The organism is Streptomyces sp. NPDC031225 (assembly GCF_055570355.1).
Window position 1 is genome coordinate 145,560 of the sequence record NZ_JBVIHJ010000012.1, and the last position, 23,711, is coordinate 169,270.

The following is a 23,711-nucleotide window of genomic DNA, read 5'->3' on the forward strand; positions in this document are numbered from 1 at the left end:
GTCCATGGACGGGGGCGCCGCCAGTGGTGAGGGTGGAGCCTATGAGCGAGTTCACGACGGGTGAAAGCGATTTCCTGCTGGACGGGCGGCCGGTGCGGCTGCTGTCCGGTGCGCTGCACTACTTCCGGGTGCACGAGGCGCAGTGGGGGCACCGGCTGGCGATGCTGCGGGCGATGGGCCTCAACTGCGTGGAGACGTACGTGCCGTGGAACCTGCACGAGCCGCATCCGGGTGACGTCCGGGACGTGGAGGCGCTGGGCCGGTTCCTGGACGCGGCGCGGGAGGCCGGGTTGTGGGCGGTGGTCCGTCCGGGTCCGTACATCTGCGCGGAGTGGGAGAACGGTGGGCTGCCGCACTGGCTGAAGGGTCACGCGCGTACGAGCGACGCGGTGTATCTCGCGCAGGTGGAGCGGTGGTTCGGGCGGCTGCTGCCGCAGGTCGTGGCCCGGCAGATCGACCGGGGTGGCCCGGTGCTCATGGTGCAGGTGGAGAACGAGTACGGCAGTTACGGCACGGACGCGGGGTATCTGCGGTGGCTGGCCGAGTTGTTGCGCGCTCAGGGCGTGACCGTTCCCCTGTGCACGTCGGACGGTGCCGAGGACCACATGCTGAGCGGCGGTTCGGTCCCCGGTGTCCTCGCCACGGTCAACTTCGGTTCGGACGCCCGCTCGGCTTTCGAGGTGTTGCGCCGTTACCGTCCGGACGGCCCGCTGATGTGCATGGAGTTCTGGTGCGGCTGGTTCGACCACTGGGGCGGCGAGCATGTGGTCCGGGACGCGGGGGACGCGGCCGCGACGCTGCGGGAGATCCTGGAGTGCGGTGCGTCGGTGAACCTGTACATGGCGCACGGCGGCACGAACTTCGCGGGCTGGGCGGGCGCGAACCGGGGCGGGGGCGCGCTGCACGACGGTCCGCTGGAGCCGGATGTGACGTCGTACGACTACGACGCGCCGATCGACGAGTACGGGCGGCCGACGGAGAAGTTCTGGCGTTTTCGTGAGGTGCTGTCCGCGTACGGTCCGGTGGCGGAACTTCCGCCCGCGCCCGGGGTGTTGGGGGCGCCGGGGGATGTGGAGCCGGCCGGGTGGCTGTCCTTGGCGGCCGTGCTGGAGGCGCGCGGCGGTCCGTCCGTCGAGGGCCCTGTCCCGCCGGGCTTCGAGGAGCTGGACGTCGACCGGGGGCTGGTGCGGTACGAGGTGACGGTGCCGGGTCCGCGGCAGCCGTATCCGCTGACGGTGCGCGGGCTGCGGGACCTGGCGGTGGTGTACGTCGACGGGGAGCGGGCCGGGGTGCTCACCGAGGACGAAGTGCGGCTGAAGGAGCCGGTGGCGGGGCACGCGCGCGTGGAGCTGTGGGTGGAGTCGCTGGGGCGGGTCAACTACGGGCCGCGGAGTGGGGAGGGCAAGGGGATCACCGGGGGCCTGCTGCACGAGCGGCAGTTCCTGCACGGGGTGCGGGCGCGGGGGCTGCGGCTGGACGCGCTGGACTCGTTGGAGGGCCTGGACTTCCGCGGGGTTCCCGGGGACGGCTCGCCCGGACTGTACCGGGGTGAGGTGAGCGTGCGGGGTGCCGGGGACGCGGTGCTGGAGCTGCCGGGCTGGACCCGTGGGTTCGTGTGGGTCAACGGCTTCGGCCTCGGCCGGTACTGGTCCGTGGGCCCGCAGCGGTCGCTGTACGTGCCCGGGCCGGTGCTGCGGGAGGGCGGCAACGAGGTGTGGGTGCTGGAGCTGGAGGGGGCGCCGGCGGGCGGGCCGGTGCTCCGGCTGCGGGCGCCGGATACGGCCGGCGATATTCCGGGCGTGCCCTCGTAGAGTGAGTGGTATCGGGTTCTGGGCGTCCTGGGGGTGCCGGCGTGGCGAACGACGGACCGGTCGAACACGGCTACCCGCACCTGGAGCAGGTGCGGGCGTCGATCACCGCGCTCTGGAAGCGGCTCTCGTACGACACCGTCCAGACGTTCGCGACGAGTGTGGCCCCGGTGGACGTGGCGTTCTGCGACACCGACGATCTCCATCTGGGTGCGCAGCGGGTGGCCCGGGAGCTGGTGCGGCACTACCGGCTGCCGGACGCCCGGCTCGTCGTCGGGTTCCGGGAGATGACCCATGCGGCGAACGTCGAACTGAACGCGGGGCCCGAGTACTTCGTGGAGCTGAACGACCGTTTCCGTACGCATCGGCGGGACATCGGGGCGGCGCTGGCGCACGAGATCATGCATGTGTATCTGCACCGGCTCGGGCTGTCCTTCCCGGGGACGGGGGACAACGAGATCCTCACGGACACGGCGACGACGTATCTCGGGGCGGGGTGGCTGCTGCTCGACGCGTACCGGGAGGACGCGGCCTCGTCGCAGAAGCTCGGCTATCTCACGCCGGAGGAGTTCGGGTATGTGCTGGCGAAGCGGTCGCTGGTGTTCGGTGAGGATCCGTCGGTGTGGTTCACCAGTGCGCAGGCGTACACCGCGTATGTGAAGGGGATGGCCCGGGCCCGGGAGGACGAACAGCAGCCGCCGCTCACGGCGGCGGGGTGGGCGGGGCGGCGGCGGTACGCGCGTGACCGGCGGCACGGGGGGTCCGGGCCGGGGCCGGGGGTGCCGTACGCGTTCACGCCGGACGGGGGTGGGCTGCGGGTGTCGTTTCCCTGCCCCACCTGTCATCAGCGGATTCGGGTGCCGGTGCGGGGGCGGGTGCGGGCACGGTGTGCGCTGTGCCGGACGGTTCTGGAGTGCGATACCTGATCCCGTCTGCCGTCTGCCGCATCGCTGTGGCTGGTCGCGCCCGCGCGGCGGTAGCCGTAAATCCAACAGAGCCCCGCGCCCCTGGGTGGATCCGGTTACGCCCCGTACACCGGCTCGGGTGTCCCGGCCTCCCCCAACAGCTTCAGTGCCGTCTCTCCCGCCTCCGCCGGAGTCCACCTCGCGCCCTTGTCCGCGCTCGGGCCCGGCCGCCACCCCTCCATCACCGTGATCAGGCCGCCCTCCGCCTCGAAGACCCTGCCCGTCACCCCCGCGCTCGCTTCCGAGCCCAGCCAGACGACAAGCGGCGACACGTTCTCCGGGGCCATCGCGTCGAAGCCCCCCGAAGGGGCCGCCATCGTGTCGGCGAAGGTGCGTTCCGTCATCCTCGTCCGGGCCGCGGGGGCGATCGCGTTGACCTGGACGCCGTAGCGGGCGAGTTCGGCTGAGGCGACCAGGGTCAGGGCCACGATTCCCGCCTTCGCCGCGCTGTAGTTGCCCTGTCCCATCGAGCCCAACAGGCCTGCCCCGCTGGACGTGTTCACGACCCGGGCCGTCGGCGCACGGCCCGCCTTGGCCTCCGCCCGCCAGTGTGCCGCCGCGTGCTTGAGCGGCAGGAAGTGCCCTTTCAGGTGTACGGCCATCACCGCGTCCCAGTCGTCCTCGTCCAGGTTCACCAGCATCCGGTCGCGCAGGAACCCGGCGTTGTTGACGAGGGTGTCGAGGCGGCCGTACGCCGTGAGGGCGGCCCGGACGAGGGAGGCGGCGCCGTCGGTGGTGGCGATGTCGCCGCCGTGTGCGATCGCCTCGCCGCCGGCCGCGCGGATCTCGTCGGCGACGAGTGCGGCGGGGCTGTCGGGGCCCGGTGTGCCGTCGAGGCCGACGCCGAGGTCGTTGACGACGACGCGGGCGCCCTCGGCGGCGAAGGCGAGGGCGTGGGCACGGCCGAGGCCGCGGCCCGCGCCGGTGACGACGACGACCCGGCCGTCGCAGATTCCGGTCATCTCAGGTCTCCTTGCCGACGGTTGTCGCGTTGGTGGCGTCGAGGAAGGCGGGCCGCTCGCCGCCGCCGTGCACGAGCAGGGAGGCCCCGCTGATGTAGGCGGCGGCGTCCGAGGCGAGGAACACGGCTGCCGCTCCCACGTCCGACGGCTGGGCGAGGCGGCCGAGGGGGACCGTGCGGGAGACGGCGGCGATGCCCTCCTCGTCGCCGTAGTAGAGGTGGGACCGCTCGGTGTCGACCATGCCGACGACCAGGGTGTTCACGCGGATGTCCGGCGCCCACTCCACGGCCATCGAGCGGGCGAGGTTCTCCAGGCCCGCCTTGGCCGCTCCGTACGCGGCGGCGCCGGGTGAGGGCCGGCCGCCGCTGACGCTCCCGATCATGACGATCGAGCCGCGGCTGCGCTTCAGGTGTTCGTAGGCGGCCAGGGACACCGTCAGCGGGGCGAGGAGGTTCAACTCCAGTACGCGGAGGTGCCGTTCGGGGCGGTTGTCGGAGAGCAGCCGGTAGGGGGCGCCGCCCGCGTTGTTGACCAGTACGTCCAGGCGCGGCAGTTCGTCGAGGAAGTGCCGTACGGCGTCGGCGTCCCGGACGTCGACCTGTGCGAACCGTGTTTTCGGCACCGGGACTTCGGGGGGCCTGCGGGCGCAGACGACGACCTCCGCTCCCGCCTGCACGAAGGAGCGGGCGATACCGGCGCCGACTCCCCGTGTTCCGCCGGTGACGACCACGACCTTCCCGTTCAGCTCCATTCGCCGCTACCCTTCTCACCTAACAAACGTTTGGTGGAAAGGTAGCTGATGCTTCCATGGGTGTCTCCACCTCGCCCCCGGAAAAGGGGCTGGAAAAAGAGGGCGTCGCCGTCGTCACGGTCGATTTCCCGCCGGTGAACGCCCTGCCGGTGGACGGCTGGTTCGCCCTGGCCGACGCCGTGCGCACCGCGGGCCGCGACCCGCAGGTCCGGTGTGTGGTGCTGGCCGCGAAGGGGCGCGGGTTCAACGCGGGCGTGGACATCAAGGAGCTCCAGACCCGGGGGCCGGGTGCTCTGGTCGGCGCCAACCGCGGCTGCTTCGAGGCCTTTTCGGCGGTGTACGAGTGCGAGGTGCCCGTCGTCGCGGCCGTCCAGGGGTTCTGTCTGGGCGGCGGGATCGGGCTCGTGGGCAACGCGGACGTCGTCGTGGCGAGCGAGGACGCCACCTTCGGACTGCCCGAGCTGGACCGCGGGGCGCTGGGCGCGGCCACCCATCTGTCCCGGCTGGTGCCGCAGCATCTGATGCGCGCCCTGTACTACACCTCGCGCACGGTGACGGCCGCCGAGCTGCACGCGCACGGCTCGGTGTGGCGGGTGGTCCCGCGCGAGGAACTTACCGCCGCCGCGGTGGAGTTGGCCCGCGAGATAGCCGCCAAGGACGGCGAGCTGCTGCGCCTGGCCAAGGCCGCCATCAACGGCATCGACCCCGTCGACGTCCGCCGCAGCTACCGCTTCGAGCAGGGTTTCACCTTCGAGGCGAGCGTCGGCGGGGTCGCCGACCGGGTCCGCGACAGGTTCGGAAGGGACGGGACGTGAGCGACAAGACGATGTCCGCCGACGAGGCGGTCGCCCGGCTGGCCAGTGGGATGACCCTGGGCATCGGCGGCTGGGGTTCCCGCCGCAAGCCGATGGCCCTGGTCCACGCGCTGCTGCGGTCCGACGTCACCGACCTGACCGTCGTCTCGTACGGCGGCCCGGACGTCGGCATGCTCGCCGCCGCCGGCCGGATACGGAAACTGGTCGCCCCTTTCGTCACCCTCGACTCGATCCCCCTGGAACCGCACTACCGGGCGGCCCGCGAGCGCGGCGCCTTCGCGCTCATGGAGATCGACGAGGCCATGTTCATGTGGGGCCTGCGGGCGGCGGCCAACCGGCTGCCGTTCCTGCCGGTGCGGGCGGGCATCGGCTCGGACGTGATGCGGGTCAACCCCGGCCTGCGCACGGTGACGTCGCCGTACGACGACGGGGAGACCTTCGTCGCCATGCCCGCCCTGCGTCTCGACGCGGCCCTGGTCCACGTCAACCGTGCCGACCGGCTGGGCAACGGGCAGTACCTGGGCCCGGACCCGTACTTCGACGACCTGTTCTGCGAAGCGGCCGACGCGGCCTACGTCTCGTGCGAACAGGTCGTCGACACCGCCGAGTTGACGAAGGCGGCGGCCCCTCAGTCCCTCCTGATCAGGCGGCACTCGGTGACGGGGGTCGTCGAGGCCCCGAACGGAGCGCACTTCACGTCCTGCGCACCGGACTACGACCGGGACGAGGCCGCCCAGAAGGAGTACGCGACCACGCCCTGGCCGGAGTTCGCCGAGCACTACCTCCAGGGGAGGACACCATGACCGTGACGCGGAGCGAGTACTGCGTGATCGCCTGCGCCGACGCCTGGCGCGGTGCCGGTGAGATCCTCGCCAGCCCGATGGGCCTGATCCCCTCCGTCGGCGCCCGCCTGGCCCGGCGGACGTTCTCCCCCGACCTCCTCCTCACCGACGGCGAGGCGATGCTCGTGCGGGACGACGGCACCGTCGAGGGCTGGCTGCCGTACCGGCAGCATCTCGCCCTGGTCACCGGCGGCCGGCGGCACGTGATGATGGGCGCGAGCCAGATCGACCGGTACGGCAACCAGAACATCTCCTGCATCGGCGACTGGGAGCGGCCGAAGCGGCAGCTGCTCGGGGTACGGGGAGCGCCGGTCAACACCCTCAACAACCCGACCAGTTACTGGGTGCCGAGGCACTCCCGGCGGGTGTTCGTGGAGAAGGTCGACATGGTGTGCGGGGTGGGGTACGACCACGCGGCCGGTGCCCGGTACCACCGGATCCCCCGGGTCGTCTCCGACCTGGGCGTCTTCGACTTCGCGACGCCGGACCACTCGATGCGGCTGGCGTCGCTGCATCCGGGGGTCACCGTGGACCAGGTCAGGGAGGCCACCGGCTTCGATCCGGTGATCGAGGACGAGGTGCCGTACACCCGTGAACCGACGGATCAGGAGCTGGAGTTGATCCGTGAGGTGCTCGACCCGCACGACGCCCGCTCCCGGGAGGTCGGCAGCTGATGGAGACCGCGTTCACCCGGCTGGTCGGCGTCCGCCACCCGATCGTGCAGACCGGGATGGGATGGGTCGCCGGACCACGCCTGGTCTCCGCCACGGCGAACGCGGGCGCACTCGGCATCCTGGCCTCCGCGACCATGACGCTCGACCAACTCCGCGACGCGGTAAGGGAGGTGAGGTCCCGTACGGACGCACCCTTCGGTGTCAATCTGCGGGCAGACGCGGCGGACGCCGGGGACCGGGTGCGCCTGATCGTCGACGAGGGCGTGCGGGTGGCGTCCTTCGCGCTCGCCCCCTCCGCCGGGCTGGTCGGTGAGCTGAAGGCGGCGGGGGTCGTCGTGATCCCGTCCGTCGGGGCCCGCCGGCATGCCGAGAAGGTCGCGGCCTGGGGCGCGGACGCGGTGATCGTGCAGGGCGGGGAGGGCGGCGGGCACACCGGGGACGTGGCGACGACCGTACTGCTGCCGCAGGTCGTGGACGCGGTGGACATCCCGGTCGTGGCGGCGGGCGGCTTCTTCGACGGGCGGGGCCTGGTCGCCGCGCTGGCGTACGGGGCGGCGGGCGTCGCCATGGGCACCCGGTTCCTGCTCACCTCGGACTCGACGGTGCCGCAGGCGGTGAAGGCACGCTATCTGGCGGCGACGGTCAAGGACGTGACGGTGACCCGGGCGGTCGACGGACTCCCCCACCGCATGCTCCGCACCGACCTGGTGACCGCGCTGGAGAACTCCGGCCGGGCCAGGGCCCTTTGGCACGCGGTGCACAGAGCGGCCGGCTTCCGGAGGCTGTCGGGGCTGACCTGGCGGGCGATGGCCCGCGACGGCCTCGCGATGCGTCACGGCAAGGACCTGTCCTGGAGCCAGGTCCTGCTCGCCGCCAACACGCCCATGCTGCTCAGGTCCGCGATGGTGGACGGCCGTACGGATCTCGGAGTCATGGCCTCCGGCCAGGTCGCCGGGGTGATCGGCGACCTGCCGTCGTGCGCAGAACTGGTGGAACGGATCGTGAAGGAGGCGGAGGAGGTGCTGGCGAGCCTCAGAGACCTTGGATGACCGTCACACCCGCCCGACGATCACCGTCACGTCGTCCGACTCCGTCGTCACAGACGCTCGATGACCGTCACGTTCGCCTGCCCGCCGCCCTCGCACATGGTCTGGAGTCCGTACCGGCCGCCCGTGCGCTCCAGTTCGTGGAGCAGGGTCGTCATGAGCTTCACGCCCGTGGCACCCAGCGGGTGTCCGAGGGCGATCGCGCCGCCGTTGACGTTGACCTTGCCGGGGTCGGCGCCGGTCTCCTTCAGCCAGGCCAGGACGACCGGGGCGAAGGCCTCGTTGATCTCGACGAGGTCGATGTCGTCGATGGTGAGGCCGGTCTTCTTCAGGGCGTGGGCGGTGGCGGGGATGGGCGCGGTGAGCATGCGGATGGGGTCCTCGCCGCACACGGAGAGGTGGTGGACGCGGGCGCGTGGTGTGAGGCCGTGTTCGCGGACCGCCCGCTCCGAGGCGATCAGCATGGCGGCCGCGCCGTCGGAGACCTGTGAGGAGCAGGCGGCCGTGACGGTGCCGCCCTCGATGACCGGCTTCAGCCCGGCCATCTTCTCCAGCGAGGTGTCCCGGCGCGGGCCCTCGTCGACGGCGGCCTCGCCGTAGGCCACCGTCTCGCGCTCGAAGCGCCCCTCGTCGATGGCCCGCAGGGCCCGCCGGTGCGAGCGCAGGGCGAACTCCTCCTGGTCCTGCCTGCTGATGCCCCACTTGGCGGCGATCGTCTCGGCCCCGACGAACTGGTTCACCGGCCGGTCCCCGTAGCGCGCCTGCCAGCCCTCGCTGCCCGCGAAGGGCCCCTGCGTCAGTCCGAGGGGTTCGGCGGCCTGCCGGGTCGCGAAGGCGATCGGGATCATCGACATGTTCTGCACCCCGCCGGCGACGACCAGGTCCTGCGTCCCGGACAGCACGCCCTGTGCGGCGAAGTGCACGGCCTGCTGCGAGGACCCGCACTGCCGGTCCACGGTCACCCCGGGCACCTCCTCGGGCAGTCCGGCCGCCAGCCACGAGGTCCGCGCGATGTCCCCGGCCTGTGGGCCGACCGCGTCCAGACACCCGAACACGACGTCCTCGACGGCGGCGGGGTCCACGCCCACGCGCGCGATCAGCGCCTTGAGCACATGTGCGCCCAGATCGGCCGGGTGGACCGCGCTCAGTCCTCCCCCGCGCCGCCCGACGGGCGTACGGACCGCTTCGACGATGTAGGCCTCGGCCATGGCAACTCCCCAGACGTCCCAATGAGTTACGTGCGTACGGCGATCCCGTCCAGCACCATCGACAGGTACTGCCGGGCGATCTCCTCCGGGCTGTGCTGTCCGCCGGGCCGGTACCAGGACGCGGCGACCCACACGGTGTCGCGCACGAACCGGTACGTCAGCCGTACGTCGAGGTCGGCCCGGAACACCTCGGCCGCGACCCCGCGCTCCAGCGTGGACAGCCAGGTCTTCTCGAACCTGCGCTGCGACTCGGCGAGGAACGCGAACCGCTCCTGCGCGACCAGCTGCTTGCTCTCCTTCTGGTAGATCGCGACGGCCGCGCGGTGCCGGTCGATCTCCCGGAACGACTCGGTGACCAGGGCCTCCAGGGTCTCGCGGGGTCCCGACTCGGCGCCCAGGACGGTGTCGTAGCCGTCCCAGAGCTCGTCGAGGAAGGTCCGCAGGATCTCCTCCAGCATCGATTCCTTGGAGTCGAAGTGGTAGTAGAGGCTGCCCGCGAGCATGCCCGCGTGGTCGGCGATCTTGCGTACGGTCGTGGCGTTGTAGCCCTGTTCGGCGAAGACCTCGGCGGCGGTGTCGAGGAGTTCGCGTCGGCGCGCGGGCGCCGCGGCGCTCACCTGGGGCTTCTTCTTGGTCGGCACATCGTCCATTGTCCTAGGCGTGTTGACTGCTGACGGCGACGACCTCGCCCGTCATGTACGAGGAGTAGCCGGACGCCAGGAACACGATGACGTTGGCCACCTCCCAGGGCTGCGCGTACCGCCCGAAGGCCTCGCGCGCGGTGAGTTCCTCCAGGAGCTCCGCCGACGTCACCTTCACCAGATGCGGGTGCATGGCGAGGCTGGGTGACACGGCGTTGACGCGTACGCCGTACTCGGCGGCCTCCAGGGCGGCGCACCGGGTCAGTGCCATCACGCCGGCCTTCGCGGCGGCGTAGTGCGCCTGGCCGGCCTGGGCGCGCCAGCCGATGACGGAGGCGTTGTTGACGATGACGCCGCCTCTTTCGCGCATACGTCGGAGGGCGGCCCTGGTGCACCGGAACGTGCCGTTCAAGGTGACGTCCAGGACCCGGTTCCACTGCTCGTCGGTCATCTCGACGAGCTCCGACGTCCCGCCAAGGCCCGCGTTGTTGACGACTATGTCCAGTCGCCCGTGCTCCCGTACGGCCGTGTCGAACAACGCGCCGACCTGCGCCTCGTCGGTGACGTCGCACGGCACGGACGTCACCGCGCCCTGGAACTCCCGGGCCAGAGCCGCCTCGCACTCCTTCAGCCGACGTGCGTGTGCGTCGCTGATCAGGACGCGCGCGCCCTCCTCCAGGAAGCGGCGCGCGGTCGCCCCGCCGATGCCCGCGCCGGCCGCGGCCGTGACGACGGCGGTGCGTCCCTTCAGCAGCCCGTGCCCCGGTTCGTACACCGGGCTCTCGACGCCTGTCATGGCGTCACGCTAACCTACCAAACACTTGTTAGGGAAGGACGGTGTCCATGGATCTGGCGTTCACGCAGGAGGATCAGGCCTTCCGCGCCGAGGCCCGCGCGTGGCTGCGCGCGCATGTGCCCGCCGCTCCCCTTCCCTCCCTGGAGACCGAGGAGGGCTTCGCGGCCCATCGGGCGTGGGAGGCGGAGCTCGCGGCGGACCGCTGGTCGGTGGTCAACTGGCCGACGGCGTACGGCGGCCGGGACGCCGGTCTGATCGGCTGGCTGCTCTTCGAGGAGGAGTACTACGCGGCGGGAGCCCCCGGCCGTGTCGGCCAGAACGGCATCAGCCTCCTCGCGCCGACCCTCTTCGACCACGGCACACCGGAGCAACGCGCGCGCGTACTGCCGCCGATGGCCACCGGGGAGACGGTCTGGGCGCAGGCCTGGTCGGAGCCGGAGGCGGGCTCGGATCTGGCGTCCCTGAGGGCGAAGGCGGTGCGCACGGAGGGCGGCTGGCTGCTGAGCGGCCAGAAGACCTGGTCGTCCCGGGCCGCCTTCGCGGACCGCGCGTTCGGCCTGTTCCGCACCGACCCGGACACCCCGAGGCCCCACCAGGGCCTGACCTATCTGATGTTCGACCTGCGCGCCCCCGGAGTCACCGTGCGGCCGATCCGCCGCCTAGACGGGAAGCCGGCCTTCGCCGAACTCTTCCTGGACGAGGTGTTCGTACCGGACGCGGACGTCATCGGGGAGCCCGGACAGGGGTGGCGGATCGCGATGTCCACGGCGGGCAACGAACGCGGGCTGATGCTCCGCTCCCCGGGCCGCTTCCTCGCGGCCGCCGACCGTCTGCACTCCCTGTGGCGGACCCAGGGCAGCCCGCGGGACACCCGCGACCGGGTCGCGGACGCCCTGATCGGCGCCCGCGCCTACCAGCTCTTCACCTACGCCGCCGCCTCCCGCTTCCTGGACGGCGACGCACTCGGCCCCGAGTCCAGCCTCAACAAGGTCTTCTGGTCCGAGTACGACATCGCGCTCACCGAGACGGCCCTGGACATCCTGGGCGAGGAGGGCGGGTCCGCGGACACGGAGTGGTCCGAGCGGTACGTCTTCGCGCTGGCCGGCCCCATCTACGCCGGTACGAACGAGATCCAGCGCGACATCATCGCCGAACGCGTACTGGGCCTGCCGAAGGGACGCCGGTGATGCGGTTTCTGCTCGACTCCGAACAGCGCGCGTTCGCCGCCTCCCTGGACGCGATGCTGACGGCCGCGGACACGCCCCGCGTGATACGGGACCGGAGCCGCGGCGACCATGGCAGCGGCCGTGCGCTGTGGCGCCGTGTCGCCGAGGCTGGCGTCCTCGCCCTGGCGGTCCCGGAGACCTATGAGGGCATGGGCCCTCGCCCGGTCGAACTCGCCGTGGCCTTCGTGGAGTTGGGGCGGCACGCGGTACCGGGCCCACTGGTGGAGACGGTGACGGCGGCGGCACTGCTCGCGGCGCTGGACGACACCGGCCCGGCCAAGCGCCTGCTGCCCGCGCTGGCCTCGGGCGAGTCGACGGCGACCCTGGCCACGGGGTCGTACGCGCTGGACGCCGACATGGCGGACGTACGCCTGACACTCTCCGGGACGGAACTGCACCTCGCTCCCCCGCCCGCCACCCCGCCCCGTCCGTCCCTCGACCCGGCCCGCCGTCTCTCCCCCCTCCCCGCCGGGGGCGAACTCCTCGCCACCGGCCCCCAGGTGACCGTCGCCGCCGCCCACGCCCTCAGCACCGCCCGCCTCACCACCGCCGCCCAGGCCCTCGGCGTCGGCCTCGCCCTCCTCGACATGACCGTCGCCCATGTCGGACAGCGCACCCAGTTCGGCGCGCCCATAGGTTCCTTCCAGGCCGTCAAACACCAACTCGCCGACGCCAAGCTCGCGTTGGAGTTCGCGCGCCCGCTGCTCCTCGGTGCCGCCCTGACCCTGACCCCCTCGGACGTCGCCGCCGCCAAGGTCACGGCCTGCGAGGCGGCGTACCGGACCGCCCGGACCGCGCTCCAGCTGCACGGCGCGATCGGCTACACGGCGGAGTGCGACCTGTCCCTCTGGCTCACCAAGGCCCGCGTGCTGCGCACCGCGTGGGGCACCCCCGACGAGTGCCGCGCGGCCGTCCTCAGTGGTGGTCGCCGCCGCTGAAGGACCGGGACGAGTCAGTGGCGGCGAGTCCCTCGGCGGCCTGCTCTCCCGCCGTGCGGTCACCCTCGCCTGCGCGTACGCTCCCCGAAACGGCCGTCGCGTCCGCGTGCAGGCGGGAGCATGTGGACCAAGGCCGCCGAGCTGACGGGAGCCCATTGAAACGCGCCGGAGTACTGCTCTTCGCAACCGTCCCCGTGGTCGTGACGGCGTCGGTCTGTGTCCTCGCGCCCCAGCAGTCCGACGCGGGGCGGGCGGCCCCCGGCCTCTCCGGCGCCCCACGGTCGCACTCGTCCGCGAACAGCCAGGACACCCGGGACGCCAAGGCCCGGGCCGAACAGCCGGCGCGGACGGCGAGCCCCAAGGACGACGAGACGCCCGCCGGCCTGCCGCCGGGCCTGGACGCCCCCGCCGAGAAGGAGCTCGCGCAGCAGCTGGTGGCGAGCGCCGAGAACTCCACCCTCGACTGGCGCAGCGCCTACGCCTATGTCGAGGACATCGGCGACGGCCAGGGCTACACGGCCGGCCTCATCGGCTTCTGCACCGGCACCCACGACCTGCTCACCCTCGTCGAGCGCTACACGCAGGACCACCCCGGCAACGGCCTCGCGACCTACCTGCCCGCCCTGCGCGCGGTCGACGGCACCGACTCCCACGAGGGCCTGGACCCCGGCTTCACGGCCGCCTGGAAGGCGGAGGCCTCCCGGCCGGCCTTCCGGGCCGCCCAGGACGCGGAACGCGACCGCGTCTACTTCGACCCCGCCGTCCGCCTCGCCAAGCTCGACGGCCTCGGTGCGCTCGGCCAGTTCGTCTACTACGACGCCATGGTCTTCCACGGCCCCGGCACCGACGCCGCCAGCTTCTACGGCTTGCGCGCCCGCGCCCTCCAGGAGGCCGCCAGCCCGGCCGGGGGCGGCTCCGAAAAGGCCTATCTGGACGCCTTCCTGGACATCCGCCGGGCCGCCATGAAGACCCGCAAGGCGGACATCGACACCTCCCGCATCGACACGGCCCAGCGGCGGTTCCTGAACGAGGGGAACCTGGACCTGACGCCACCCCTGGAGTGGCAGGTGTACGGGGAGACGTACCGGGTGCCGTAGGCGGACATGCGACGGCGCCTGCCCTCCGGTCCGGTCGGGGACGTGGAAGGCAGGCGCCGTCGCTGTTCCGTACGCCTTTGTACGGGACGTTCTCGAGGGACCGTCAGGTCCTCTGTGTCACCGTCAGACCATCAGCGAGCGGTCCGTCGGGCGGATCGGCGCGGGCAGTTCGCTCGTGCCGGCCAGGAAGCGGTCGGTGCCGCGGGCGGCCGAGCGGCCCTCCGCGATCGCCCACACGATGAGCGACTGGCCGCGGCCCGCGTCACCGGCGACGAAGACACCCGGCACGTTGGTCTGGAAGTCGGCGTCGCGTGCGATGTTGCCGCGCTCGTCGAGCTCCAGGCCGAACTGCTCGACCAGGCCGTTCTCGCGGTCGGTGCCGGTGAAGCCCATCGCGAGGGTGACCAGCTGGGCGGGGATCTTGCGCTCCGTGCCCGGCTTCGGGGTCAGCCTGCCCTCGATGAACTCGACCTCGCTCAGGTGCAGCCACTGGACGTTGCCGTCCTCGTCGCCCTCGAAGTGGGTGGTGGAGACGGAGTAGACCCGCTCGCCGCCCTCCTCGTGCGCGGAGGTGACCTTGTAGAGCATCGGGAAGGTCGGCCACGGCTGGTGCGGCGCGCGGTCCTCGCCCGGCCGGGGCATGATCTCCAGCTGAGTGACGGAGGCCGCGCCCTGGCGGTGGGCGGTGCCCACGCAGTCGGCGCCGGTGTCGCCGCCGCCGATGACGATGACGTGCTTGCCCTCGGCCGTGATGGGGGGCGCCACGTAGTCGCCCTCCTGCACCTTGTTGGCCAGCGGCAGGTACTCCATGGCCTGGTGGATGCCCTTGAGCTCACGGCCGGGGACCGGCAGATCACGGGCGGTCGTGGCACCGGCGGCGATGACGATCGCGTCGTAGCGCTTCTTCAGGTCGGTCGCCTTGAGGTCGCGGCCGATCTCGATGCCGGTGCGGAAGCGGGTGCCCTCCGCGCGCATCTGCTCGATACGGCGGTTGATGTGCCGCTTCTCCATCTTGAACTCGGGGATGCCGTACCGGAGGAGGCCTCCGATGCGGTCCGCGCGCTCGTAGACGGCGACGGTGTGACCGGCCCGGGTGAGCTGCTGGGCGGCGGCGAGACCGGCGGGGCCCGACCCGATGACCGCGACGGTCTTGCCGGACAGGCGCTCCGGGGCCTGCGGCTCGACGTCACCGCTGTCCCAGGCCTTGTCGATGATCGAGACCTCGACGTTCTTGATGGTCACGGCCGGCTGGTTGATGCCGAGCACACACGCCGACTCGCAGGGAGCGGGGCACAGCCGCCCCGTGAACTCGGGGAAGTTGTTGGTCGCGTGCAGACGCTCGCTCGCGGCCGCCCAGTCCTCGCGGTAGGCGTAGTCGTTCCACTCGGGGATGAGGTTCCCGAGCGGACAGCCGTTGTGACAGAACGGGATGCCGCAGTCCATGCAGCGGGACGCCTGCTTCGAGATGATCGGAAGCAGCGAACCCGGGACGTAGACCTCGTTCCAGTCCTTCAGACGTACGTCGACGGGGCGGGACTTGGCGACCTCGCGGCCGTGGTTCAAAAAGCCCTTCGGGTCAGCCATTGATCGCCGCCTCCATCATCTTCTCGGTGATCTCGGACTCGGAGAGTCCCGCCTGCTCGGCGGCGTCCTTGGCGGCGAGCACTGCCTTGTACGTGCTGGGGATGATCTTGCTGAAGCGCTCCACCGCGGTGTCCCACTCGGCGAGCAGCTTCTCGGCGACCGTGGAGGCGGTCTCCTCCTGGTGGCGGCGCACCACGTCGTGCAGCCACTGCTTGTCCGCGTCGTCCAGAGCCTCGATGGCGTCCACGTTGCCGACGTTGACGTCGTCCCGGTCGAGGTCGATGACGTAGGCGACACCGCCGGACATGCCGGCCGCGAAGTTGCGGCCCGTCCGGCCGAGGACGACCGCGTGACCGCCGGTCATGTACTCGCAGCCGTGGTCGCCCACGCCCTCCGAGACGACCGTGGCGCCGGAGTTGCGGACGCAGAACCGCTCACCGGTGCGACCGCGCAGGAACAGCTCACCGCCGGTCGCGCCGTACGCGATGGTGTTGCCCGCGATCGTCGAGTACTCGGCGAGGTGGTCGGCGCCCCGGTCGGGACGGACGATCACCCGGCCGCCGGACAGGCCCTTGCCGACGTAGTCGTTGGCATCGCCCTCCAGGCGCAGCGTGACACCGCGCGGGAGGAAGGCGCCGAAGGACTGGCCCGCCGAGCCGGTGAAGGTGATGTCGATGGTGTCCTCGGGCAGGCCCGCACCGCCGAACTTCTTCGTCACCTCGTGGCCGAGCATGGTGCCGACCGTGCGGTTGATGTTGCGGATGGCGACCTGGGCGCGCACCGGCTGGGCGTCGGTCGCCGAGTCGGCGGCCAGGGCGTCGGCGGCGAGCTTGATCAGCTCGTTGTCGAGCGCCTTCTCCAGGCCGTGGTCCTGCGCGATCACCTGGTGCAGCGCGGCGCCCTCGGGCAGCTCGGGCACGTAGAAGAGCGGGGACAGGTCCAGGCCCTGCGCCTTCCAGTGGTCGACGGCACGCTCGACGTCGAGGGTCTCGGCGTGGCCGACGGCCTCCTCGATGGTGCGGAAGCCCAGCTCGGCGAGGATCTCGCGGACCTCTTCGGCGATGAACCTGAAGAAGTTCACGATGTACTCGGCCTTGCCGGAGAACCGGTCGCGCAGCACCGGGTTCTGGGTGGCGATGCCGACCGGGCAGGTGTCCAGGTGGCAGACGCGCATCATGACGCAGCCGGAGACGACGAGCGGCGCGGTCGCGAAACCGAACTCCTCGGCGCCGAGCAGCGCGGCGATGACGACGTCACGGCCGGTCTTGAGCTGGCCGTCGGTCTGCACGACGATGCGGTCGCGCAGGCCGTTGAGCAGCAGGGTCTGCTGGGTCTCGGCGAGACCGAGCTCCCAGGGGCCACCGGCGTGCTTGAGCGAGGTCAGCGGGGAGGCACCGGTACCACCGTCGTGACCGGAGATCAGGACGACGTCCGCGTGGGCCTTGGACACACCCGCCGCGACCGTGCCGACGCCGACCTCGGAGACCAGCTTCACGTGGATCCGCGCCTGCGGGTTCGCGTTCTTCAGGTCGTGGATCAGCTGGGCCAGGTCCTCGATCGAGTAGATGTCGTGGTGCGGCGGCGGGGAGATCAGACCGACACCCGGGGTGGAGTGCCGGGTCTTGGCGACCCACGGGTAGACCTTGTGGCCGGGCAGCTGGCCGCCCTCGCCGGGCTTGGCGCCCTGGGCCATCTTGATCTGGATGTCGTCCGCGTTGACCAGGTACTCGGAGGTCACACCGAAGCGGCCGGAGGCGACCTGCTTGATGGACGAACGGCGGGCCGGGTCGTACAGCCGGTCCGCGTCCTCGCCGCCCTCACCGGTGTTGGACTTGCCGCCCAGCTGGTTCATGGCGATGGCGAGGGTCTCGTGCGCCTCCTTGGAGATGGAGCCGTACGACATGGCGCCGGTGGAGAAGCGCTTGACGATCTCGGAGACCGGCTCGACCTCGTCGACGGAGATCGAGGGCCGGTCCGACTTGAAGCCGAAGAGCCCGCGCAGCGTCATGAGGCGCTCGGACTGCTCGTTCACGCGGTCCGTGTACTTCTTGAAGATGTCGTAGCGGTTGGCACGCGTCGAGTGCTGGAGGCGGAAGACCGTCTCCGGGTCGAACAGGTGCGGCTCGCCCTCGCGGCGCCACTGGTACTCGCCGCCTATCTCCAGGGCGCGGTGCGCGGGCGCGATGCCGGAGGCGGGGTACGCCTTGGCGTGCCGGGCGGCGACCTCCTTGGCGACGACGTCGATGCCGATGCCGCCGATCTTGGTGGCCGTGCCGCTGAAGTACTTCTGGACGAAGGCCGAGTCGAGACCGACGGCCTCGAAGACCTGGGCGCCGCGATAGGAGGCGACGGTCGAGATGCCCATCTTGGACATGACCTTCAGAACACCCTTGCCCAGGGCGTAGATCAGGTTGCGGATGGCCTTCTCGGACTCGATGTCCGACAGGAAGGTGCCGGCGCGGACGAGGTCCTCGACGGACTCCATCGCCAGGTAGGGGTTCACGGCCGCGGCGCCGAAGCCGATCAGCAGGGCGACGTGGTGGACCTCGCGGACGTCACCGGCCTCGACCAGCAGGCCCACCTCGGTGCGCTGCTTGGTACGGATGAGGTGGTGGTGGACGGCCGCGGTGAGCAGCAGCGACGGGATCGGCGCGTGCTCGGCGTCGGAGTGGCGGTCCGACAGGACGATCAGCCGGGCGCCGTTGTCGATGGCGGCGTCGGCCTCGGCGTAGATCTCCTCGATGCGCGCGGCGAGGGCGTCGCCGCCGCCGGAGACCCGGTACAGGCCGGAGAGGGTCGCGGCCTTGAAACCGGGCATGTCGCCGTCGGCGTTGATGTGGATGAGCTTGGCCAGCTCGTCGTTGTCGATCACCGGGAACGGCAGGGTGACCGTGCGGCACGACGCGGCGCTCGGCTCCAGCAGGTTGCCCTGCGGGCCCAGCGAGCTGCGCAGCGAGGTGACCAGCTCTTCGCGGATCGCGTCCAGCGGCGGGTTGGTGACCTGCGCGAACAGCTGGGTGAAGTAGTCGAAGAGCAGGCGCGGGCGCGAGGAGAGCGCGGCGATCGGCGAGTCGGTGCCCATCGAACCGATGGGCTCGGCACCGGCCTTGGCCATCGGGGCGAGCAGGACGCGCAGCTCCTCCTCGGTGTAGCCGAAGGTCTGCTGGCGGCGGGTGACCGAGGCGTGGGTGTGCACGATGTGCTCACGCTCGGGCAGGTCGGAGAGTTCGATCTCCCCGGCCTCCAGCCACTCGGCGTACGGCCGCTCGGCGGCGAGGCCGGCCTTGATCTCGTCGTCCTCGATGATGCGGTGCTCGACGGTGTCGACGAGGAACATCCGGCCGGGCTGGAGACGGCCCTTGCGGACCACCTTCGCGGGGTCGATGTCGAGGACGCCGACCTCGGAGCCGAGGACGACGAGGCCGTCGTCGGTGACCCAGTAGCGGCCGGGGCGAAGGCCGTTGCGGTCGAGGACCGCGCCGACCTGCTTGCCGTCGGTGAAGGTGACACAGGCCGGGCCGTCCCAGGGCTCCATCATCGTGGAGTGGAACTCGTAGAACGCGCGGCGGGCGGGCTCCATGGAGTCGTGGTTCTCCCACGCCTCCGGAATCATCATCAGCACGGAGTGCGGCAGCGAACGGCCGCCCAGGTGCAGGAGTTCGAGCACCTCGTCGAAGGACGCCGAGTCGGAGGCGTCCGGCGTACAGATCGGGAAGATCCGGTCCAGCGTGTCCTGGCCTCCGAAGAGGTCCGAGGTGAGCTGGGACTCGCGGGCGACCATCCAGTTGCGGTTGCCCTTGACGGTGTTGATCTCACCGTTGTGGGCGACGAAACGGTACGGGTGCGCGAGCGGCCACGACGGGAAGGTGTTCGTGGAGAACCGGGAGTGCACGAGCGCGATCGCGGAGGCGAAGCGGCGGTCGGACAGGTCCGGGAAGAAGGGTTCCAGCTGGCCGGTGGTCAGCATGCCCTTGTAGACGATCGTCCGCGCGGACAGCGACGGGAAGTACACGTGGGCCTCGCGCTCGGCGCGCTTGCGCAGCACGAAGGCCTTGCGGTCGAGGTCGATGCCCTCCGAAGTGCCGTCGCTGACGAACACCTGGCGGAAGATCGGCATCGTGGAGCGGGCGGTGGCGCCGAGCAGCTGCGGGGCGACCGGGACCTCGCGCCAGCCGAGGACCGTCAGGCCCTCTTCGCCGGCGATCGTCTCGATCTTCGAGACGGCGTCCTCGGTGTCGTCGTCCGGCAGGAAGGCGATACCGACCGCGTACTTGCCGGCCGCGGGCAGCTCGAAGCCCGCCACCTCACGGAAGAAGGTGTCCGGAACCTGGGACAGGATGCCCGCGCCGTCACCCGAGTCGGGCTCGGAGCCGGTGGCACCGCGGTGCTCCAGGTTGCGCAGAACCGTGAGCGCCTGCTCGACCAGCGCGTGGCTCGCCTCGCCGGTGAGGGTGGCCACGAAGCCGACGCCACAGGCGTCGTGCTCGTTGCGGGGGTCGTACATACCCTGCGCAGCAGGGCGAGCATCCATGAAGGACCACTTCTGGCCATTCGTGGAGTGCTGGGACGGCTGGCGCGGCGTACGCATCGGCTCTCCCGTCGTCGTCAATTGGCATATTCAGATTGCCGAGGGACGACGTTGGCCCTCTGCGCGGTGCAAAATTTCGTGCAGGTTACATGATGGAGCGGATCTCGGGAACCGGATACTCCGTTCCAGCATGCGGACGCCACGGGGTGCGAGGGGGGTGTCGCACACCTGGCTTGAAGTATGTGGGGACCAAGCCGGACTGATCGGTCAGATCCGTGTCCGTCGGTCCGGGGAGCGGTATGGGTGTCGTCACCCACCCCGCGAGCGCGCCGCAAGCGTCATTGCCCGTAGCGCTTGTGGCTCATGCCCAGTGGTTAAGCATTCGAAACCAGCGAGTAACGGCTACTTATGCGGCCCAACGCATAAGTAGCAGCCGATCTATCCTACGGCCGTTCCGAAGAAACTGCCCAGGGCGTACGTCACACCGGCCGCCGCGCCTCCCAGGACGAGCTGTCGCAGCCCGCTGTACCACCAGGTCCGGGTGGTCACCCTGGCCACGACGGCACCGCACGCGAACAGTCCGAGAAGGGCGAGCAGCACGGCGGGCCAGAGCACGGTCGCGCCGAGAAGATACGGGAGCACCGGCAGCACCGCACCCAGGGCGAAGGACCCGAAGCTGGAGACGGCGGCGACGAGCGGGGAGGGCAGATCGCCCGGATCGATCCCCAGTTCCTCACGGGCGTGGATCTCAAGGGCCTGCTCGGGGTCCTTCGACAGCTGCCGGGCGACCTCACGCGCCAGCGCGGGCTCGACACCCCGCCCCTCGTACAGGGCGGCGAGCTCGGCCTCCTCGTCCTGCGGGTGCTTGCGCAACTCCCGCCGCTCCACGTCCAGTTCGGCCTCGACGAGCTCGCGCTGCGCGGCGACGGAGGTGTACTCGCCGGCGGCCATGGAGAAGGCGCCGGCGGCGAGCCCCGCGAGTCCGGTCAGCACGATGGTGTTCTGGCCGACGGCACCGCCCGCGACACCGGTCATCAGTGCGAGGTTGGAGACGAGTCCGTCCATGGCCCCGAAGACGGCGGGCCGCAGCCAGCCACCGTTGACGTCCCGGTGCGTGTGGTTGTCGCGGTGCGCCTCGTGCAGTGGCGCCTCGATGTCGATGATGGCCATTCCGGTCCCCCAGGAAAGCTAAGCCAAAGCTAACTTTGGACAGATTCTAATTCTCAACAACGCTCACAGTACGACGGGGCATTCCCGGCCGCCAGCAAGGAAAGGCTGGGCTAACCTGCGGTTTTGCCTTCGAATGCACAGACGATCGCTATATCGCTCATATGTCGACCGGGTGATGCTGACGTGTCGGAGGCTCAGGTCAACCGCCGATGGTGGGACACATGCGCAAACGGTTCCGCCCAGGCGCGGAACACCGTCTGTCCTTGTGGAGAGGCCGCGTATGGCATCGATCGCCTGCATTCCCTCGGTCCCGGCGCCCCAGGACGCCGCCGGACTCCGCGAGCGGGCCCGCGGCGCCCTGCTGGGCCTCGCGGTCGGAGACGCCCTCGGAGCCCCCGCCGAGAACATGAAGCCGTCGGAGATCCGCGCCCGCTGGGGCCGTATCGAGGGCTATGTCGTGGACGAGCCGGCCGGCACGGACGACACGGAGTACGCGATCTTCTCCGGCCTGCTCCTGGCCCGCCACGGCTCGGCCCTCACCCCCTCCCATGTGGAGGCGGCGTGGCACGAGTGGATCGCGGACCGCGACGAGGGCCCCTTCCGGGGCGCGGGCTTCAGTGAGCGCGGCACACTGGAGAACCTCCGGCGTGGCCTCGCCGCCCCCATCTCCGCCCAGCACCGGCACGCCTGGAGCGACGGCCTGGCCATGCGGGCGGCCCCCTTCGGCGTCTTCGCGGCGGGCCGCCCCGCGGAGGCCGCCCGCCTGGTGGCGATCGACGGCTCGGTGAGCCACGCCGGCGAGGGCATCTACGGCGGCCAGGCGGTCGCGGCGGGAGTGGCGGCGGCGATGGCGGGTGCCCCGACGATCGCGGTGGTCGCCTCGGCGCTGGCGGTGATCCCGGACGACAGCTGGACGGCCCGCTCCCTACGGCGTGCCGTGGCGGTGGCCCACCGGGGCGAACGGGCGGTCCGCTCCTGCGTCGTCATCGGCGGCTATCCGTGGACCGACCTGGCCCCGGAGGCGGTCGCCCTCGCCTTCGGCGCCTACGCGGTGGCCGACGGCGACTTCCGCGAGGCGGTGCTGACGGCGGTGAACATGGGCAGGGACGCCGACACCACGGCCGCGGTGGCGGGCGCACTGGCCGGCGCGACCAGGGGCGCGTCCGCCGTCCCGGCCGACTGGGCTTCGGCGATCGGCCCGGCGCGAGGCAGCTGCCTCCCCTCCATGGCGGGCCATCACGTCCTGGACGTGGCGGAGTTGCTGGTGGCGGGCGAGGACGGAAAGTGGGACACGAAAGGCCTCGCACAGGAGTGGCCCCCACCGGACCCGGACGCCTTCACCCTGGCGGCGGGCACCGACTCGGGGACGGACCGGTGAGGCCGCCGGGGCCGTGGGGCGAGACCACGTCGAGCACGCCTCAGCCGCTCGGCCCCGCGGCCGCCGACGGCGAGTTCGCCCCAGGGGGGCCACCGGCACCCGACGACGAAAGCCGCACGGGCGGTGCGGGTGGGAACCCAAATGCCGAAGGCGAAGCCAAGGCCTGTCAAAGGGTCACCGGCCTCCTGCTGGGCCTGGCCGCAGGCGACGCCGCCGGCTGGCCCGCCGCCCGCCACCGAGCCGCCCGGATGCCCGACTGGACCCGCCGCCTCACCCGCGAACTCGACACCTTCGCCGAGCAGAACGCCACCACCACCCTCCCCGTCCCCATCGCCCTGAACCAGCCCCCCGAGCCGCTGCGCCTGGGCCCCTCCGACGACGCCGAATGGGCGGCGTTCACCGCGGAAGCCCTGCTGCGCGCGGGCGACGACACGGCCCTGGGCGACCTGACCCGGGAACGCCGTACCAGAGCCGCGATCGACCTCACCTGGAACGCCCTGGCCGCCGAGGTGGCCGCGGCGGCGGACCGTGCCCCCGAGATCGAGTCCGCCGTCCTGCCGCTGCGCGCCCGAATCTCCGTGCGGGCGGGACTGGGCAACCTCGTGGCCGGTCTGCGCCCACCCGCCACCGGCCACGACAACCCCCACTACTTCGACGACGCGGCCTGCGTCCGGGCCTGCGTCCTCGCCGTCGCCCACCTCGGTGACCCCCGACTCGCCGCGGATCTCGCGGAGTTCGACGCCCGCTACACCCAGGACGGCGACGGAGTGCACGGCGCCCGGGCGATGGCCGCGGCCCTCTCCCTCGCCCTGACCGGCGCACCCGTCGACACCTGCGTGACAGCGGCCCTCGCCGAACTCCCCGAGGACACGGAGATCGGCCGCAACGCCCGCCACGCCCTGCACCTCGCACAGTCGGCCGACAGCGCGTTCGCCCTGATCCCCGCCCTGGAACACGAGATCGTCGACCACGTCTACAGCTACGGCATCGCGGCCGCCGAAACCGTCCCGGTGGCGCTCGCCCTGGCCACCGCGGCACGGGGCCGGATCGCCGAAGCCGTCCCGGCCGCGGCCTGTCTCTCCCGGGTCGCCGACTCGGCGCCCGCCCTGGCGGGTGCCCTGACCGGCGCGCTGGGCGGCGCCGCAGCGATCCCCGCCTCCTGGCGGTCCACCTGCCGCACCCTGTCCGGCTGCGCCCTGCCCCGCCTCACCGGTACGGACCTCGTGGAACTCGCCGGACTCCTGGAAGCCGCACAACCGCCCCTCCCAGGAGGATGATTCGG

At 71.5% G+C, this 23,711-nt stretch carries 19 protein-coding genes; 11 read left to right on the top strand and 8 right to left on the bottom strand.

Translation table 11 applies throughout. The features are described 5' to 3' along the window. Positions 1 to 41 precede the first annotated feature (41 nt). A complete protein-coding gene (locus ACZ48Z_RS21680; protein WP_468737488.1) occupies positions 42 to 1,811 on the top strand; it encodes a glycoside hydrolase family 35 protein in 1,770 nt (589 codons plus the stop codon). Between the two features lie 41 nt (positions 1,812 to 1,852). Then, positions 1,853 to 2,734, top strand: coding sequence for a hypothetical protein (locus ACZ48Z_RS21685; protein WP_468737489.1), 882 nt, complete (start codon positions 1,853 to 1,855; stop codon positions 2,732 to 2,734). A 95-nt stretch (positions 2,735 to 2,829) separates the two neighbouring features. Here the strand turns inward: ACZ48Z_RS21685 and ACZ48Z_RS21690 are convergent, their stop codons facing one another. Further along, the gene (locus ACZ48Z_RS21690; RefSeq protein WP_468737490.1) at positions 2,830 to 3,735 is read right to left on the bottom strand and encodes an SDR family oxidoreductase; all 906 of its coding nucleotides are present in this window, start codon (positions 3,733 to 3,735) and stop codon (positions 2,830 to 2,832) included. Position 3,736: 1 nt separating this feature from the next. Beyond that, positions 3,737 to 4,486 carry an SDR family oxidoreductase gene (locus tag ACZ48Z_RS21695; RefSeq protein WP_468737491.1) on the bottom strand — a complete coding sequence of 250 codons (750 nt, stop codon included), beginning with the start codon at positions 4,484 to 4,486 and terminating at the stop codon, positions 3,737 to 3,739. A gap of 56 nt (positions 4,487 to 4,542) precedes the next feature. Here ACZ48Z_RS21695 and ACZ48Z_RS21700 point away from each other — a divergent pair, with 56 nt between their 5' ends. The 4 genes from ACZ48Z_RS21700 to ACZ48Z_RS21715 are packed head-to-tail and all read left to right on the top strand — an operon-like array spanning position 4,543 to position 7,866. After that, positions 4,543 to 5,301 carry an enoyl-CoA hydratase family protein gene (locus ACZ48Z_RS21700; RefSeq protein WP_468737492.1) on the top strand — a complete coding sequence of 253 codons (759 nt, stop codon included), beginning with the start codon at positions 4,543 to 4,545 and terminating at the stop codon, positions 5,299 to 5,301. Further along, the gene (locus tag ACZ48Z_RS21705; RefSeq protein ID WP_468737493.1) at positions 5,298 to 6,104 is read left to right on the top strand and encodes a CoA transferase subunit A; all 807 of its coding nucleotides are present in this window, start codon (positions 5,298 to 5,300) and stop codon (positions 6,102 to 6,104) included. Before ACZ48Z_RS21700 ends, ACZ48Z_RS21705 begins: the two co-directional genes overlap by 4 nt. Then, complete coding sequence (locus ACZ48Z_RS21710) at positions 6,101 to 6,817, top strand: CoA-transferase subunit beta (RefSeq protein ID WP_468737494.1); 717 nt, start codon at positions 6,101 to 6,103, stop codon at positions 6,815 to 6,817. Before ACZ48Z_RS21705 ends, ACZ48Z_RS21710 begins: the two co-directional genes overlap by 4 nt. After that, on the top strand, positions 6,817 to 7,866 hold the full coding sequence (locus ACZ48Z_RS21715) for an NAD(P)H-dependent flavin oxidoreductase (protein ID WP_468737495.1): 1,050 nt from the start codon (positions 6,817 to 6,819) through the stop codon (positions 7,864 to 7,866). The genes ACZ48Z_RS21710 and ACZ48Z_RS21715 overlap by 1 nt, the downstream gene beginning before the upstream one ends. Before the next feature lie 47 nt (positions 7,867 to 7,913). On the opposite strand, the gene ACZ48Z_RS21720 is transcribed toward ACZ48Z_RS21715, so the two are convergent. Genes ACZ48Z_RS21720 through ACZ48Z_RS21730 form a run of 3 tightly spaced genes read right to left on the bottom strand, consistent with a single transcriptional unit; the run spans position 7,914 to position 10,508 of the window. Continuing rightward, positions 7,914 to 9,071, bottom strand: a complete 1,158-nt coding sequence (locus ACZ48Z_RS21720) for an acetyl-CoA C-acetyltransferase (RefSeq protein WP_468737496.1) — start codon at positions 9,069 to 9,071, stop codon at positions 7,914 to 7,916. Positions 9,072 to 9,097: 26 nt separating this feature from the next. Continuing rightward, positions 9,098 to 9,712, bottom strand: a complete 615-nt coding sequence (locus ACZ48Z_RS21725; protein WP_468737497.1) for a TetR/AcrR family transcriptional regulator — start codon at positions 9,710 to 9,712, stop codon at positions 9,098 to 9,100. A gap of 13 nt (positions 9,713 to 9,725) precedes the next feature. Further along, positions 9,726 to 10,508: an SDR family oxidoreductase gene (locus tag ACZ48Z_RS21730; RefSeq protein WP_468737498.1), complete on the bottom strand. Its 783-nt coding sequence runs from the start codon at positions 10,506 to 10,508 to the stop codon at positions 9,726 to 9,728. Positions 10,509 to 10,555: 47 nt separating this feature from the next. Between ACZ48Z_RS21730 and ACZ48Z_RS21735 the strand changes: the two genes are divergently transcribed. From ACZ48Z_RS21735 to ACZ48Z_RS21745, 3 genes are all read left to right on the top strand, one after another. Beyond that, positions 10,556 to 11,695: an acyl-CoA dehydrogenase family protein gene (locus ACZ48Z_RS21735; protein ID WP_468737499.1), complete on the top strand. Its 1,140-nt coding sequence runs from the start codon at positions 10,556 to 10,558 to the stop codon at positions 11,693 to 11,695. Then, positions 11,695 to 12,672: an acyl-CoA dehydrogenase family protein gene (locus ACZ48Z_RS21740; protein WP_468737500.1), complete on the top strand. Its 978-nt coding sequence runs from the start codon at positions 11,695 to 11,697 to the stop codon at positions 12,670 to 12,672. The genes ACZ48Z_RS21735 and ACZ48Z_RS21740 overlap by 1 nt, the downstream gene beginning before the upstream one ends. A 155-nt stretch (positions 12,673 to 12,827) precedes the next feature. After that, on the top strand, positions 12,828 to 13,769 hold the full coding sequence (locus ACZ48Z_RS21745) for a chitosanase (RefSeq protein WP_468737501.1): 942 nt from the start codon (positions 12,828 to 12,830) through the stop codon (positions 13,767 to 13,769). 123 nt (positions 13,770 to 13,892) lie between these two features. Here ACZ48Z_RS21745 and ACZ48Z_RS21750 read toward each other — a convergent pair whose 3' ends face one another. The 3 genes from ACZ48Z_RS21750 to ACZ48Z_RS21760 form a co-directional block, all read right to left on the bottom strand. Next, entirely contained in the window at positions 13,893 to 15,353 is a 1,461-nt protein-coding gene (locus tag ACZ48Z_RS21750) for a glutamate synthase subunit beta (protein WP_468737502.1), read from the bottom strand. Then, positions 15,346 to 19,941 (bottom strand): glutamate synthase large subunit, encoded by a 4,596-nt coding sequence (gltB, locus tag ACZ48Z_RS21755; RefSeq protein ID WP_468737503.1) that lies wholly within the window; start codon positions 19,939 to 19,941, stop codon positions 15,346 to 15,348. The genes ACZ48Z_RS21750 and gltB overlap by 8 nt, the downstream gene beginning before the upstream one ends. Positions 19,942 to 20,319: 378 nt before the next feature. After that, positions 20,320 to 21,051, bottom strand: a complete 732-nt coding sequence (locus tag ACZ48Z_RS21760; RefSeq protein WP_468737504.1) for a VIT1/CCC1 transporter family protein — start codon at positions 21,049 to 21,051, stop codon at positions 20,320 to 20,322. Positions 21,052 to 21,331: 280 nt separating this feature from the next. Here ACZ48Z_RS21760 and ACZ48Z_RS21765 point away from each other — a divergent pair, with 280 nt between their 5' ends. Together ACZ48Z_RS21765 and ACZ48Z_RS21770 are read left to right on the top strand one after the other, a co-directional pair. Then, complete coding sequence (locus ACZ48Z_RS21765; protein ID WP_468737505.1) at positions 21,332 to 22,429, top strand: ADP-ribosylglycohydrolase family protein; 1,098 nt, start codon at positions 21,332 to 21,334, stop codon at positions 22,427 to 22,429. Then, the gene (locus ACZ48Z_RS21770; protein WP_468737506.1) at positions 22,426 to 23,706 is read left to right on the top strand and encodes an ADP-ribosylglycohydrolase family protein; all 1,281 of its coding nucleotides are present in this window, start codon (positions 22,426 to 22,428) and stop codon (positions 23,704 to 23,706) included. Before ACZ48Z_RS21765 ends, ACZ48Z_RS21770 begins: the two co-directional genes overlap by 4 nt. The last annotated feature ends 5 nt before the right edge of the window (positions 23,707 to 23,711 follow it).